The sequence below is a fragment of the Marinomonas sp. MED121 genome, from assembly GCF_000153025.1.
Lineage (GTDB): Bacteria > Pseudomonadota > Gammaproteobacteria > Pseudomonadales > Marinomonadaceae > Marinomonas.
The window spans coordinates 415932-430206 of sequence record NZ_CH672429.1 but is presented as its reverse complement, the minus strand read 5'-3'; the positions used below and the strand labels follow the sequence as shown (position 1 = coordinate 430206).

The window sequence follows — 14275 nt, the reverse complement described above, 5'->3', positions numbered from 1 at the left end:
CAGTGATTTACTTTTGTTTTAAATTAGCCCGATAAACAAGCTCACTTTTAATACTTAATGTATGTTTATTGCTCGAAATTTGTCTTTTTATCCCTTAAATATGAAATTCTGGCCCAAAAAAATCATAGTTCTCGATGACAAAGCACCTACTTAAGCGTTTGTCTTTTTAATCGAAAACCATGATCTTGTATTGGGTAAGCGTTAAAATGCCAAGGTGATTGCCTTGGTCGTACAATAATTGTCTAGGGCAACTAATCCTTTTTCGCGCCCTATACCTGAATGCTTGTTACCGCCAAAAGGTACTTCTATTCCTCCTGCCCAGTAGTTATTCACTGTGACTTGGCCTGAATCAATACCTTGTGCAGCAGCCAGTGCTTGATCAATGTTTTGGCTATAGACACCCGCTGCTAAAGCAAAATTGGTACAGTTAGCGGCTTCGATCGCTTCATCTAAGCCATCGACAACTTGCACGGTTAGTACAGGGCCGAATATCTCCTCTTGTACCAACTCATCATCCATAGGCACATCATCCATGATGGTGGGCGCGTAGAACCAGCCACCGCTTTTGGTCTCAAGTTTATGACCACCGCAAGCGGTTTGAATACCGCGCTCTTTTGCTCTTTTAATAAAACCATCAATCTTATTAAGCTGCTGGGCTGAGTTAATCGCGCCGTAGTTTGGGTTTTCTAGCGCATGGGCGGGGGTAAGCTGTTTGGTCTTTTCGACGATTAGGGCAACTAATGCCTTATGGATGCTTTTATCAACCACGAGACGTGAACCTGCAGAGCAAATTTGGCCTGCATTATAAAAAATGGCCCAAAGTACGCCTTCGGCTGTTTTCTCTAGGTCACAATCTGCTAGGGCAAGAATAGGGGATTTACCTCCTAACTCTAGCGTGACACTGTTAATATTTTTAGCTGCTGCCTGCATCACACCTATGCCGGTTGCGACTGAACCTGTGAAAGTAATATGGTGTACGTCTTTATGGTTGACTAAGGCTGCCCCTGCTTCTTTTCCAAGTCCAGGAATCACGTTATAGACCCCATCTGGTAACCCCGCTGCATGAAAAATATCGGCCATCATAAGCGCAGTTAATGGTGTGGTTTCAGCTGGTTTAACCACAGCGGTACAGCCTGCTGCAAGTGCGGGGGCAACACCGCGAATAGTGGTGCTTAATGGGAAGTTCCAAGGGATGATATGAGCGGTGACACCACAAGGCTCTTTACTTGAAAAAGAGAAATTGCCTTGACCTAATGGGTAGCTATTTCCTTCAAGTTTATCGGCGCTGCCAGCATAATATCGTAATGTAGCGATCGCGCTTGATACATCGCCTTGGGCTTCTGCCAGTGGTTTACCTGAATCTAATGCTTCAACCACACTAAAAAGGTCGGCTTTTTGTTCTAATAAAGCGGCGGCTTTATTGAGAATAGCTGCTCGAGCACTGCCTTTAGCCGGTTTCCATACCTGCTTAAATGCTTGGTTGGCAGCACTGATAGCAAGTTCAACATCACTTACCTGTGCTGCACTGACATGAGTAAAGGTTTTAGCAGAGCTTGGATCATCGATAGCAAGCTTGGCATCACCTTCAGCAGCTTGCCATTGACCATTGATATAAAGCTGGGTTGGCAAGTTAGCCAGTGTACCTGTGTGAAAGTATTCTTGGATAAGCTCAGAACAAGGTGTGGTCATCATACTTCTCTCTAAATCTTGTATAAGTTAAAAACGGGATGCGTTATAGCTTACTTGATAATCTGCATTCGCAAGCCATTGACTGTCCATTTCTATGCCCCAGCCAGGCGCTTTAGATAAGTTTAACTGCCCTTTTTCAATCTCAAAATTGGGTGTGAATAACCCAGCTTGCCAAGGATAATAATCAAGGCCTTCAATTGAGTATTCTAGATACTTACCGGCATTTGGCATCGCTGCCATCAAATGGGCTGAAAATAAGGTGACTAACGACAGGTTGGCAGCATGTAAGGTACAAGGTATGTTCTTTTCTTGTGCCATCTTAGCCACTTCTAAGGTACGGGTTATACCGCCTATGTAACACACATCAGGTTGAATGATATCGACAACGTCTTGTTCGATGATTTGGCGCCATACATTGATGTTGTTATCTTGCTCACCGCCCGAGACATCTAATTTCAGTGCTTGGGTTACTTGCTTGGTTTGATCTAATTCCCAGTAAGGGCAAGGTTCTTCAAAGTGGCTGATACCATAGTCTTGCAGCATATGACCGACTTCGATGGCTTTGTCTGCACTAAAGGCACTATTTGCATCAACCAGTAAGGTCACTTCATCCCCTAAACTTTGACGAATATGCTTAATGATTGCTTCAGTACGGCCAGGCCATTGGTCGATATCATGGCCACATTCGCGACCAATGCGAAACTTAAAACTGTGATACCCAAACTCTTCTTTAAGAGCAATAAAGCGCTCAGCTTCTTGCTCTGGGGTAATATCACGGCGCATGCTCGACGCATAAACATCGACTTTGTCTGCTTCGCTACCCAGTAGTTGAGCCACACTTTTACCCGCTATTTTGCCTTTAATATCCCAAAGGGCGGTATCTAGACCACATAAGGCGCGATAGAGGTAAGTGCCTGGAAATTTATGCTCACGTTCTAAAATGAGTTGGGTGAGTGCATTTAGGTCACTTGCATCTTGCCCTAAAGCATGAGGGGCAATGTGTCGGTGAACTACCTTAGCGGTAATATCAGCGTTGTATGTGGAGACCTGTCCCCAGCCTTCATGGCCTTCAACCGTTCTGACTCGAACAAAGCAAACATATTCATTAGTAAAGGTTTCTATGCTGGCGATTTTCATCATGCTCTTTCTATCAATTAATGAGATTGCAATCATTATGAGCTGAGGTTGTGATTAAAAACAAATGAAGTATTATGCCTCTAAGAGGTGGCTTTATTTGTCGATAGAGCATAAAACCAGATCAAACGATGACGTGATGAGTAATAGGAAGTGGTATGGATTATCAATTACCCCCATTAAATTGGTTAAGGGCTTTTGAAGCGGCTGCTAGGTATAACAATTTTACCTTGGCCTCTAAAGAATTAAATTTAACCTCAGCGGCAGTGAGTCATCAGGTCAGATCATTAGAACAACACCTTGGTTTTCAATTATTTGAACGTCTAGCAAGAAGTTTAAAACTCACGGATAAGGGGCGGGCTTATTTGCCTTCGGTGCGAAGAGCATTTGAAGATTTGTCGGCTTCCACCATAGGTTTATTTGGAAGTAAGGGCAGACAATCAATCAGTGTGCGTTGTACTGCGGCTTTCTCTATGCTCTGGTTAGTTCCTAGGTTGAATGACTTTATGCAAAAGTATCCCAATATTGATGTACGCCTTTACACCGCAATTTGGACAGAAGCTTTAAGTCAAGATGACATAGATATAGACATTCGCTTTGGTGATGGTAACTGGCCTGGTTTTAATTCCCAAGAAATTTTGCATCTTCCTTCTGTTGTGGTGGCAACCAAAGAAAGTAAGGAGAGGGTGCTGAATATGGCGATGAAGCGAGATAAAAATTTGCCCCATGATTTAAGGTGTGTGCAAATAATGGGCTGTGAAGGGCGTTGGCAAAAAATTATTGAAGAGAAGTTAAACGGTATCAATATTGGCGTGACTTTAACGGTTGATACCTCCTTAAGTGCTTTGAAGCTGGCTTGCTGTGGCATGGGGGTTGCTTTAGTACAAGAAATATATGCCGAACCTTATCTTAAAGATGGCCGTTTAGTGAAAGTATTTGATGAAGGTATTTATTATGATGAATCTCATTATATTCTAATGCCAGACAGAGAAATGCGAGCTAAGCCAGAAAGCCTGCTATTTAAAAACTGGTTACTAGAACAAAGTCGTTAATGTTATTCGCTGGTGCTATTGAGAGTAATGAAGCTGACTCTGTCCACCCGCCAAGGCGGGTGAACAAATTTGACGCTCCCTCTTAATGAGGGGATGACACTAAGTTGCTTGTACCATGGCTTTTAAGGCTGCTTATAAAAAAGATAAGAGTCATACCCTAAGCATCTGCCAAAATTAAATCCGCTGCTTTTTCGCCCACCATGATGGCTGCTGCATTGGTATTGCCAGAAACAATGGCAGGGAAGATAGAGGCATCTGCTACCCTTAATTGCTGCATGCCATGCACTTTAAGCTCATGATTTACCACATTCTCTTTTGGATCCGGCCCCATACGACAGGTACTGGTTGGATGGAAACAGGTCCAAGCATAACCTCTAATATCCTCGATAAGCTCTTCATCGGATTGACAATGAGGACCAGGTCTTAATTCATCAATAATGATGTCCTTCAAGGCAGGTGTACTCGCAAGTTCCCTTAAGTACTTGACCCCAGCTAATAAAGTATCGACATCTTCTTTAGTCGATAAATAATTAGGTTTAATTTGAGGGGCGTCTAAAGGATCTTTAGAGCGAATCTTAATATAACCGCGTGAAGTTGGCTGGCAATTGGTGAGACCCACTAAAAAGGCAGAAAAAGGGTCAGGGTTCATTAGTGGGCGTGTTCCTGCTGGGGCCTTGGTATAACTTACTGGTGAAAAGTAAAGTTGAATATCTGGCTGTGTAAGGTTTGGGTTGGTTTTAATAAAACCGCCTCCCTGGTTGATACTCAAGCTTAAAGGGCCGCGACGGGTTAATACATATTTAATGCCTGCCTTTAACTTACCCTGCCACGAATGTAACTCATCATTTAGGGTCGGCTTTTTACTGCGGTAAAGGTAATCCATGCCGAGGTGATCTTGCAGATGTTGCCCCACTGCTGGACTCTCTTGTACTAGCTCAATGTCATGTTGCTTTAAAAGCTCAGCTGGGCCTATGCCAGAGAGTTGCAATAATTGTGGACTATTGATGGCGCCGCCAGCAAGAATAACTTCCTTATTAGCGTATAAGGTTTTAAGTTTGCCTTTGTGTTGATATTCAACCCCTATGGCTTTGTTGCCTTTACAGAGAACTTTAGTGGCCTGTGCATGAGTTACTAAGGAAACATTAGGTCGCTTTAATGCTGGGTATAAAAAGGCTTTGGCAGTGGATTGACGAAACCCTTTATGGGTGGTGGTTTGATAAAGGCCTATACCTTCTTGCTCTGCACCATTAAAGTTCGTGTTTTCTTTTAAGCCTAATTGTTTGCCTGCATTGATAAAGTGATTGCAAAGACGGTGTAATTCTCCCGATACGTCTGCCACATGAAGCGGTCCATTGCCCCCACGATATTCATCTTCCCCAAGTTGGTTGGTTTCAGATCGTTTAAAGTAGGGTAATACATCCTGATATCCCCAACCAGGATTACCGGCGGCTTCCCAAGCATCAAAATCGGCTTTATGGCCGCGAATATAGACCATGGCATTAATGGAACTTGAGCCACCTAATACTTTTCCTCTAGGCCAATAGCTTTGACGATTATTTGTGCCTTCATCAGCGTCGGCCATATACATCCAATTAACGGATTTTTGGTAATAGGTTTTGCCATAGCCAATAGGAACTTGAATCCAAAAACGTTTGTCAGTACCACCTGCTTCAAGCACTAATACAGAATACTTTCCTGATTCACTCAATCTATTCGCGATCACACAACCTGCAGAACCAGCGCCAATAATCACATAATCAAAGTCTTGCATACATACCCTCTCGACAACGGAAGCAAGCGTTTATGGCTTGCCCTTTTAAAGGCAAATATAGATCAAGTTAAAATTCTATTTCAAACTATATTTTATCTAATTTGATTAAGGGTATGTTTTGTTTGTTGTAAGGGGTTTGGAAATTTGTTGCCAGTGGTGTGTTGCAAAAAAAAGCGCTCTATAGGCGCTTTTTGTGAATCTGATGTGCTGAAAATTTTATTCAATTTAGAGCCAATTATTCTAGTTGGCCTGTTAGCCAAGCAAGAATATCTGCTGTCACTTCGGCACGATTTGTTTCGTTTAGGAGTTCATGTCGGGCATCAGGATAGAGCTTAAAGGTGACTTTCTCTTGGCCTGCCTCTTGATGGCTTTGTGCCAGTTTACTAAGCCCTTTGCCCATTAATCCGACAGGGTCCTTATCACCACCAATAATCATAATGGGGAGGTTTTTTTGTATTTTTTTGAGTTGGCCTGACTGAAAAAGTTGCGTTAAAGCGGTTAAAAAATCTTGCCATAAGCTGATGGAGCAAGCGAAACCACAAAGACTATCAGCAACATATTTATCAACTTCTTTTGTGTCACGACTGAGCCAATCATATTCTGTCCTTGTGGGCTTAAAGTGATTGTTAAAGGAGCCGAAGGATAAGAATTGCAGTAACTTACTGGGCCTATCAGAACCAAGGCGCATGGCTTCAATATTCGCAACCAGTGTGCCAGCGCGACTCATTAGCGTATTTTGTTGGTTGGAGGCGCTTAGCATTAGGCCGTCAATCGATTTGGCATTGCCGATCAAATAAGATTGGGCGATAAAAGACCCCATACTATGGCCAAAAATATAATAGGGGAGGCTGACTTCTTCTGTGCAAATAGCGTCTCTGACCGTCTCTAAATCAGTTAATACTTTTTGCCAGCCGTCTTGCTCTGCAAACTGGCCAAGTACCCTTGTTTTACTTGTACCATGACCTCTATGGTTGTGAGCGAGGACACTATAACCCTCTGCCACAAGCGTTTTAGCAAAAGTATCGTAGCGCTTGGCATGCTCTGCCATTCCATGAAAAATATGAATCCAAGCCTTTGGTTTTTCATTGGCCCAAACAAAGGTTTGTATTTCATGACCGTCATGGGCCTTTATTACTTGCTCTATCATCTTTTTGCTCTTAAACAGTCAAAATTCTTATGAGAAGGTAAATCAGAATAAACACATGCTGATAGAATTAGATATACCATATCAAGATGAAAATATGTGTTAGAACAAGCATTTCTGTTTGTTTATCAGGTATTTGTTTAAGTAATAAAGAAGAAACGCTATAGCAGTTTAATCGTCATTATATGTTTTAGGATAATACTTTTGGCTGCTTTTAGGTTCGTAATAGGCGTTATATTCTTGTTTTAAAAGTTTATCGACCAGAAAAGAAAGTTTTTCGAATGTGCTGTCTTGATTACTGGATTCCAGCATGATTTTGATAGAGTCTTGGTTATTTTGAGCGCTTAATTCAATGGTTTTTTGTGAATAAGACGTGCTTTGAGGGTAGTTGTTATTCTTATAGTCATTTCCTTCTGGGGTTTGATAGGTAAAACCAAAACTATAACCAGAATAGGTCTCAGCCCCTTTAAACTTACATTCGGTATTCGATTGTGATGAGTTAGGGGGGAGCACTTCATCTAATAAGTTCATTTGGGCGATGATGGATAATTGCCGACAAAGTGTCTCAAATTTTAATTGTTGGGACTTATCTTGAAGGTGGTAGTCCTCACTGGTATTCAAGCTAAATGCTTGTTGCTGAACTGAGCTACAGCCAATGATAGAAACAGCGCTGATTACTAAGGCGAATTTAATCATATTTGAAAATACCTTTTAAATACTCTTTCTTAAAGGTAGATCATAAAAACGAGCGCTTTCTCCTTTTCTTATTTAGAAATGTAAGTTTCTTGAGCGGATTAATGAAATGATCGCCTTTTCATTAAGTTGCTAATGCTTGGCTTGATGAATGGCTTTTTCATTCAATAATATTTCATCGGCATTTAAGGTGTTTATAGAAGTGTTGATGTCGGATGATATTTGCCCGTTTGCTTGTAGTGACAGATAGCGTAGCGCGCAGACTCGTAAAAATGATGTGAAATTTCCCATATCATGGCCCGCATCTATGGACTCATGGTAAAGGCGGGTAATCATTTGAGGAACGAGTAAATCATCTCGTTTAGCAATTTCTTCTAAAATACCCCAAAAGCTATTTTCTAAACGTATGCTCGTAACCATACCGTCAATTCGAAGCGAGCGTGTCGAACTTTGCCAGAGTTGGCTATCGGCTTGAATAAAAAGTTTGCACATGATTCTAACCTTGTTTGTAAAATATGAGTCTAACGAGTATAGCAACGCTTTAAAGCATACTATGAAATGCTTTAAAGCGTTTTTATGTGACGTATTTGTCGCGTATTCCTATCGCTTAGTTAGCTTCAAGTAAAAGGTAGAATTGTTTTAGCCATTCAGGGTGAGCAGGCCAAGCTGGTGCTGTAACAAGGTTGCCTTGAGTGATAGCTTGATCTACTTCTATATCCGCATAAATGCCTTTACTTGCTTCTACTTCATAGCGGCACGCTGGGTAAGCCGAACACTGTCTTCCTTCTAATACTCCTGCTGCAGATAAAAGTTGCGCCCCATGGCAAATGGCCGCCACAGGTTTATCTTTGATGAAAAAATGACGCACCATTTTTATCACCTCATCATTAAGCCTTAAATACTCAGGAGCACGACCACCAGGTATCACTAGAGCGTCATACGTTTCTACTTTTATCTCAGCAAAAGACGCGTTTAAAACAAAGTTATGTCCAGGTTTTTCGGTATAGGTTTGATCACCTTCAAAATCGTGAATCGCTGTTCTTATACTGTCTCCAGTTAGCTTGTTAGGGCAAACAGCATCAACCTGATAACCATTAGCGAGTAATGCTTGAAATGGCACCATGGTTTCATAGTCTTCGGTAAAGTCACCCGTGATCATAAGAATTTTTTTATTATTCATTGTCTTTCCTATCGTTAATTTGAATACGGTAGTTAGTTGTAACAATAAATAATCTATTAAAGGTATTAACGGGTTAATACAGAAGAGAAACGTGCAAGTTAAGGCCCTTAACTTGCGTTTATATTTCGTCTTTCAAGCCTTTAGGGAGAAAACCTTCCATTGCCTCGGTTTGTTCAAAAGAGCAGGCAAGGCGTTGTTTTTGCTGTGCTAATTTAATATTAGGTGCTCGGCTTTCATCGACTTGGCAGTTATGTTCACTAATAAGACGCTTACCTTCTTCGTTTAATTTATCGTCATGAATTTTACGGGTATTGATAGAGAAATCGCCGATTGCTTGAATGTTATTGTTACGACTAAATCTCCTAAAGCCATTAAAGCTAAAATTCTCCTCCACATATCTATCGCTTAAATTGACTAAAGACTGCATGAGTTCATATAGCAATTCGTTTATGCAGGCCTTGCTTAGGACTAATGTGCACTCTATGCCATGTAATTCGGCGAACTCAATTTGTGGATCTTGGGTTTCATTACCTATGTGGAAAATAATATCGATAAGAAACTTTCCATTCTTGCGAGTAGTCATATCTAGGCATTCAATACGGGTTTGATCAAAGCTTAATCTTGCAAAGGTTTGATTGATGACCTTCATATTGAACTCAGCATCAGGGTCCATGCTTAGGTCAAATAATTCAGCATATTGAGCCATTAAGGGCAGATCGTGATGGCTATTAAAAGGGGTGCTGATACGCTTTCCATCTTCTGTTCTAAGATTAAATAGCTCTCTAATTTCATGTTCTCGGGTTTTTTTTAGGGCTAAAAAAACAGTTTGTATAATCTCTGAGGTGGGTAGGTTAGGTTCTACGCGCCATTTACGACCATAAACAATTTTCTTCTTTCGATCAGGTATGTGTTTTTCATAATTTTCCCTGCCAATAATACCAACTTGAATAAAAAGCCCTTGCTCATCTTCAGCGCAGAAAATAGGAAAGGCTTTATCAAAACTTACTTTGCCAAGTAAGTGTTCAACGCTTTCCAAGCTATGGCTGTAACCATAAAAATGTTGAGGGACACAGGTTTGCCCATTAGGAAGATCGACTACCGGTGCGGAAATAAGGCAGTATTCACCTAAAGCAAGGTGGGCTTGAATGTCCATTTGGCTAAGGGATGTGTTTTGAGTTTTATCAACCAATGAGTTATTCACTTTTTTAGTCATAGTACCTGCAACATGTTTAGCATGAGAATATTTGCGAAAACAGAAAAGCGTTTCAAACCTTAGATAGATTAGTCTTGTCTACTTTAGTTCTAATCTATGGAATAAAAAGGTGATTAATTAAAAAATAAAACTGTATGAATGTACAGTTAATTAGATTTCATATTCTGCTTTTATTCACTGTCTGTTGAATGCTATACGTAGAATGTGACTAAAAAGTTCAATCAATTAAACTTTTTTAGCGTGTTCAAACCTATGAGGTAAAAATAGCTAAGCAAGCGATAGCATGTTTTTAAACTTATGATTAACAAGTGTTTTATTGAATCTAGATTCATCTTTATTGTTTATGACTAAAAATTATAAATATTTTTATAAAACAATAACTTAGTTATGTTGTTTGAAAATATGAGCCTTTAACGTTCGTTAAATGAGACTTTTTTATATTCTGTTTTTTAGACTGGCTGAGGGAGAGTCCGTGTTTTATATTTGCATAGGTAAGGGATAACTATTGCTTATTCTTTATTCAAACATATCAATATGATTATATTTAAAGGAATAAATTATGTCGTACATGATGGTAGGGACTTATGGCCCATTTAGTTCTTTGTTAGATGAAAGAGCCATGATGTGCTTTAAAGAAGCAACGGCGCACTTCGACGATTTTATTTATACGCCAGTTGCCGTAGCGACCCAGGTGGTTTCGGGTACCAACTATGCTTTTTTTTGCGATGTTAATTCAAAAGAAAGTAGTCAAGTTTACTCTGCTATGGTCACTATTTTTAAACCCTTAGATGGTGTTGCAGGGATTATGGACATTGAACGACTGGCGAGTTAAATAATTTGTTTTTGTGCTCTTTAAAGCGCGAAAAGGCGGGGCTAAGCCCCGCCTTTTAATTTATGTCTAAGTTAGTTAAGGAACCTGTGATTAAGTCACCTCTTCTCAGTCTACTCTTTTAAGGTATATAGGAAAAAAGTGTCAAACAAGGCGTCACTTTGCGTTTATTAATAGAAAGTCATTGTAGGTACCTTGCAAGAAGTGACAACACAGGTTCCTTAACGTTGAACAACTTCAATTGCCTGCATCATGCCTAAATCTTCATGAGTTAGGTTGTGACAATGAAAAACAAAGGTGCCTGTAAAGTCAGTAAAACGAGTTCTAAAGCGTATACGTGAGAAAGGAGCTAGATTAACCGTATCTAACCAGGTACCTGGCTCAACATCTCCGCCACTTATCATCTGAAACGGATTAACATGGATATGAAAGGGGTGGGATTCTGCTGTATGGTTGTAAACCTCCCATTCTTCCACTGCACCCAATGGGATTTGCCATGGGTTAAGGCAAGAAAAGGGTTCGCCATTGATGGTGTATTTATTCCCCTCAGCGGCACCAGATAGACCAAACTCTAAGCGGCGCCCAAAAGTGACTTCATCATGTTCAATCTTATTAAGGGAGTTAGGCCTTGGCAATTCACCGCTAAAAAGTGGCATATCTAATACCTGTGATTCGACCACTAAACTTCCTAAACGTTTTGCTTCAATGTCGGTGTCACTATCTTCAGGTGTTACTGTTTCTGAATAGATTGCATAGGTCCCTGCTTTTGATGCTTTTACAAGAATATCCGCTCGATTACCCGGAACCATGACAATCTGGTTTTGGACTCGGCTTGTTTTTAATGGATTGCCATCAAAGCAAATAGCGGTGACTTGATGTCCTTGTAGGTTAAATTGCATATTGGCCATATGGCTTGCATTCACCATACGCCACCTTTGAACTTCGCCTTGCTTCATGGTGATGACGGGCTTGTATTGTCCATTAATTAATATAGCACCAGGTTCACTTAATAAGTCGTAATTCTCACATAAGCCTTCTTTATCAAATCTGGGTGTTTGAAAACACAAGACTTGCTCCTTACAGGCTTTAATCTCTGCCACTTCATCGATTTCCCCTTCAATGATTAAAGCGCCAGCCATGCCAGAAGCCACTTGTAAGGCAACTGAGCCATGAAAGTGAGCGTGATAAAAATAGGTACCAGGAGGGTGATCTTTAGGAATGTTGTAAATATAGTGCTCTGATTCTTGGAATCGTACCAAGGTGAAAATATTATCTGCTGGACTTTTAGGTGACACATGAACCCCATGCACATGCATGTTGGTGACATTAAAACCTCTAGGGGTATTGTCTTCTAGAGTAGGTACACTGGTGCAGATTTCCTGTAATGGGTCATAAGGCAGTTTATTATGTAATCCTAAGCGTATGGTGTCTCCCGCTTTCACTCTCAAAGTACGGCCTATTGGTTGATTATCAAAGCAACGCAAATAAGTCTGTTGGTCCATTAGCTCAAAATTGCCATATTGAGCATTAATATTAACCCTTAATAAGCCATCAACCGCGACTTCTTGAGGAGGGTTTTGTAGAGGGCGTGAGTGGGTGTTTTGCGCCCAAGCAGAGGGGGTTGCAGACAAAAAGTAACCTGTACCAGCACCAAGTACACCAGTTAATCCCGTTAACCCAACGCCTTTAATAAAAGAGCGTCTAGGGTATTTATCCTGTTTAATTTTGCTCATGACTGCTCCTTAGTCTGGTGTTTAAAAAACTTATCAATAATATGTTCAGCGCTTCGCAGCCCAAGAGCGGCTGCAGTGAGAGAAGGCGACGCACTGCCAACACTTAAATAATTGGCTGTGCCCACAACATAGAGGTTATCGTGATCAAAACTTTGGCAATGTGAGTTAACGACTGCTGTTTTTGGATCGTCTCCCATACACACGGTACCCGCGATAACCGCATCGCCTGAGGTCAGGCTTAATTGATAGGGCTTATCAAAGTCGCCAGCGACAAATTTATGCCAATTTTCATCGGTTTTAGCGGGCATCTTATCCCCTGTAATAGTGGTGATATTCAATTTATGAAAAATATCCAGATGCCAATCCCATGCTTTTTTACAGCCCTTTAGTGTGTAATCATCAAGTTGAAAGTTTACTTCGGGTCTGGGTAGACCTAATGGGTCTAATTGATCCGAAAGGGTCACTCTGTTATCAGGGTCAGGTAAGATTTCAATGGTACTGTGAATATTTACTTGGCGTGCGGTTCTGTCATCAACATATTGTTTTAATGCCGTACCCACTAAGCCTTTCTCAATGCCTTTTTCTGCTTCTTGTATCGGGCCAATTCCTCCCTTGAAAGCGGCGTTGACTATAAAGGGCGCAATGGAGGCGTACTCAGAACGAAAACTGCCATCTCGCCATTGGCCAAATGCGCCTGTCGCACTGACTGGACCTCGATAGGGATAGACTTTCATGTCCTCTGGCGCATAGCCCAAAGTATTGATATTGGCAAAGCCCATTAGGTTTCTACCAACCTGATCTGATGAGTTACTTAGTCCCGTGCTTGGCACATTAAATTTGCCTGCTGAAAGTAGCATTAATCTGGCGGTTTCAACTGCATGGGCCGCTAAGATAAAGGTTTTTGCTCTAGCAATGCCAATCGGTCCGGTTTCTGGGTCAGCATCAAAATTACGATAGTAAATCTCTTTTACATTTTTACCATCTTGCTCAAGTGCAACTTGATAAACAACACGGTTAGCTAGCACTCGAGTGCCCAATCTTTCTGCTTTATGGACATGCACGCTGGCATCGTATTTGGCGCCGATAGGGCAAATAGGTAGGCAGCTTGAGTTGCCACAACATTGGGGTCTGCCATCTCTTGGGACTGAATTGCGACAGTGAGGTAATGGTTGGCTGTCTGGGCCCAAGTTATTGTCTTTTACGCCTTCGCCTATGACTTTATCAAGATAGGATCTAGGTACCTCTGGCATAGGGTAGTGGATGTCAGGGGAGGGCGCGATGCAATCTGGGCCACCTGCAACGCCCCAGGTATCTTCGACTTGATAATAATAAGGTTCTATTTCTTCATAGGAAATAGGCCAATCTTTGCCCACTCCATACTCGGTTTTCATCCTAAAATCATTGGGAAATAAGCGTTCAGCGTGACCGGTCCAATGCCATGAAGTGCCGCCAACTAGGCGCATAAAAAAACCATCGAAAGCGATTTGTTTCTTGGGTTCTTGTGGCGCGTTTGGGTCGCTAGGTAATTTAGGCTGAACATAATAACTTAATGGGTCATTGTCATCGGGTACCGGCGCCCAAGGCATCATTTTATAGGGTGAATTTGCGTCTTTTTCAAGATCGTTTTTATAGCGGTTAATCGCCTTTACTTTATCTACACGGGCACCCGCATCTAATATAGCAACATTGATTCCAGCTTGAGATAGCTTCCAAGCCATCATACTGCCGACTACGCCTGCTCCTACGATAATGACATCGTCTTCGATCACTTCTTGAGGATGAGTAAGGCTATAGGTTGATTTTTGATTTGCAATTGACATGATTAATCCCTGAAATG

The 14275-nt window shown here is 41.2% G+C and carries 12 protein-coding genes; 2 read left to right on the top strand and 10 right to left on the bottom strand.

Annotation, left to right across the window (positions count from 1 at the left end; all coding sequences use genetic code 11):
* Positions 1-201 precede the first annotated feature (201 nt).
* Positions 202-1692: an aldehyde dehydrogenase family protein gene (locus tag MED121_RS01985; protein WP_009831913.1), complete on the bottom strand. Its 1491-nt coding sequence runs from the start codon at positions 1690-1692 to the stop codon at positions 202-204.
* Between the two features lie 24 nt (positions 1693-1716).
* Complete coding sequence (locus MED121_RS01980) at positions 1717-2829, bottom strand: mandelate racemase/muconate lactonizing enzyme family protein (protein WP_242603167.1); 1113 nt, start codon at positions 2827-2829, stop codon at positions 1717-1719.
* A gap of 152 nt (positions 2830-2981) precedes the next feature.
* Between MED121_RS01980 and MED121_RS01975 the strand changes: the two genes are divergently transcribed.
* Positions 2982-3875 (top strand): LysR substrate-binding domain-containing protein, encoded by an 894-nt coding sequence (locus tag MED121_RS01975; protein WP_009831911.1) that lies wholly within the window; start codon positions 2982-2984, stop codon positions 3873-3875.
* A 157-nt stretch (positions 3876-4032) separates the two neighbouring features.
* On the opposite strand, the gene MED121_RS01970 is transcribed toward MED121_RS01975, so the two are convergent.
* From MED121_RS01970 to MED121_RS01945, 6 genes are all read right to left on the bottom strand, one after another.
* Positions 4033-5646, bottom strand: coding sequence for a GMC family oxidoreductase N-terminal domain-containing protein (locus MED121_RS01970; protein ID WP_009831910.1), 1614 nt, complete (start codon positions 5644-5646; stop codon positions 4033-4035).
* 235 nt (positions 5647-5881) lie between these two features.
* Entirely contained in the window at positions 5882-6793 is a 912-nt protein-coding gene (locus tag MED121_RS01965; RefSeq protein ID WP_009831909.1) for an alpha/beta hydrolase, read from the bottom strand.
* 168 nt (positions 6794-6961) lie between these two features.
* Positions 6962-7486, bottom strand: a complete 525-nt coding sequence (locus MED121_RS01960) for a hypothetical protein (RefSeq protein WP_009831908.1) — start codon at positions 7484-7486, stop codon at positions 6962-6964.
* Between the two features lie 129 nt (positions 7487-7615).
* Positions 7616-7975: a ribbon-helix-helix domain-containing protein gene (locus MED121_RS01955; RefSeq protein ID WP_009831907.1), complete on the bottom strand. Its 360-nt coding sequence runs from the start codon at positions 7973-7975 to the stop codon at positions 7616-7618.
* 115 nt (positions 7976-8090) lie between these two features.
* Complete coding sequence (locus MED121_RS01950; protein ID WP_009831906.1) at positions 8091-8663, bottom strand: DJ-1/PfpI family protein; 573 nt, start codon at positions 8661-8663, stop codon at positions 8091-8093.
* A gap of 118 nt (positions 8664-8781) precedes the next feature.
* Positions 8782-9876, bottom strand: a complete 1095-nt coding sequence (locus tag MED121_RS01945; RefSeq protein WP_009831905.1) for a hypothetical protein — start codon at positions 9874-9876, stop codon at positions 8782-8784.
* A gap of 559 nt (positions 9877-10435) precedes the next feature.
* Here MED121_RS01945 and MED121_RS01940 point away from each other — a divergent pair.
* On the top strand, positions 10436-10708 hold the full coding sequence (locus tag MED121_RS01940; protein WP_036178525.1) for a hypothetical protein: 273 nt from the start codon (positions 10436-10438) through the stop codon (positions 10706-10708).
* Between the two features lie 218 nt (positions 10709-10926).
* Here the strand turns inward: MED121_RS01940 and MED121_RS01935 are convergent, their stop codons facing one another.
* Both MED121_RS01935 and MED121_RS01930 read right to left on the bottom strand, forming a co-directional pair.
* The gene (locus MED121_RS01935; RefSeq protein ID WP_009831903.1) at positions 10927-12438 is read right to left on the bottom strand and encodes a multicopper oxidase family protein; all 1512 of its coding nucleotides are present in this window, start codon (positions 12436-12438) and stop codon (positions 10927-10929) included.
* A complete protein-coding gene (locus tag MED121_RS01930) occupies positions 12435-14258 on the bottom strand; it encodes a GMC family oxidoreductase (RefSeq protein WP_009831902.1) in 1824 nt (607 codons plus the stop codon). Before MED121_RS01930 ends, MED121_RS01935 begins: the two co-directional genes overlap by 4 nt.
* Positions 14259-14275: the final 17 nt, after the last annotated feature.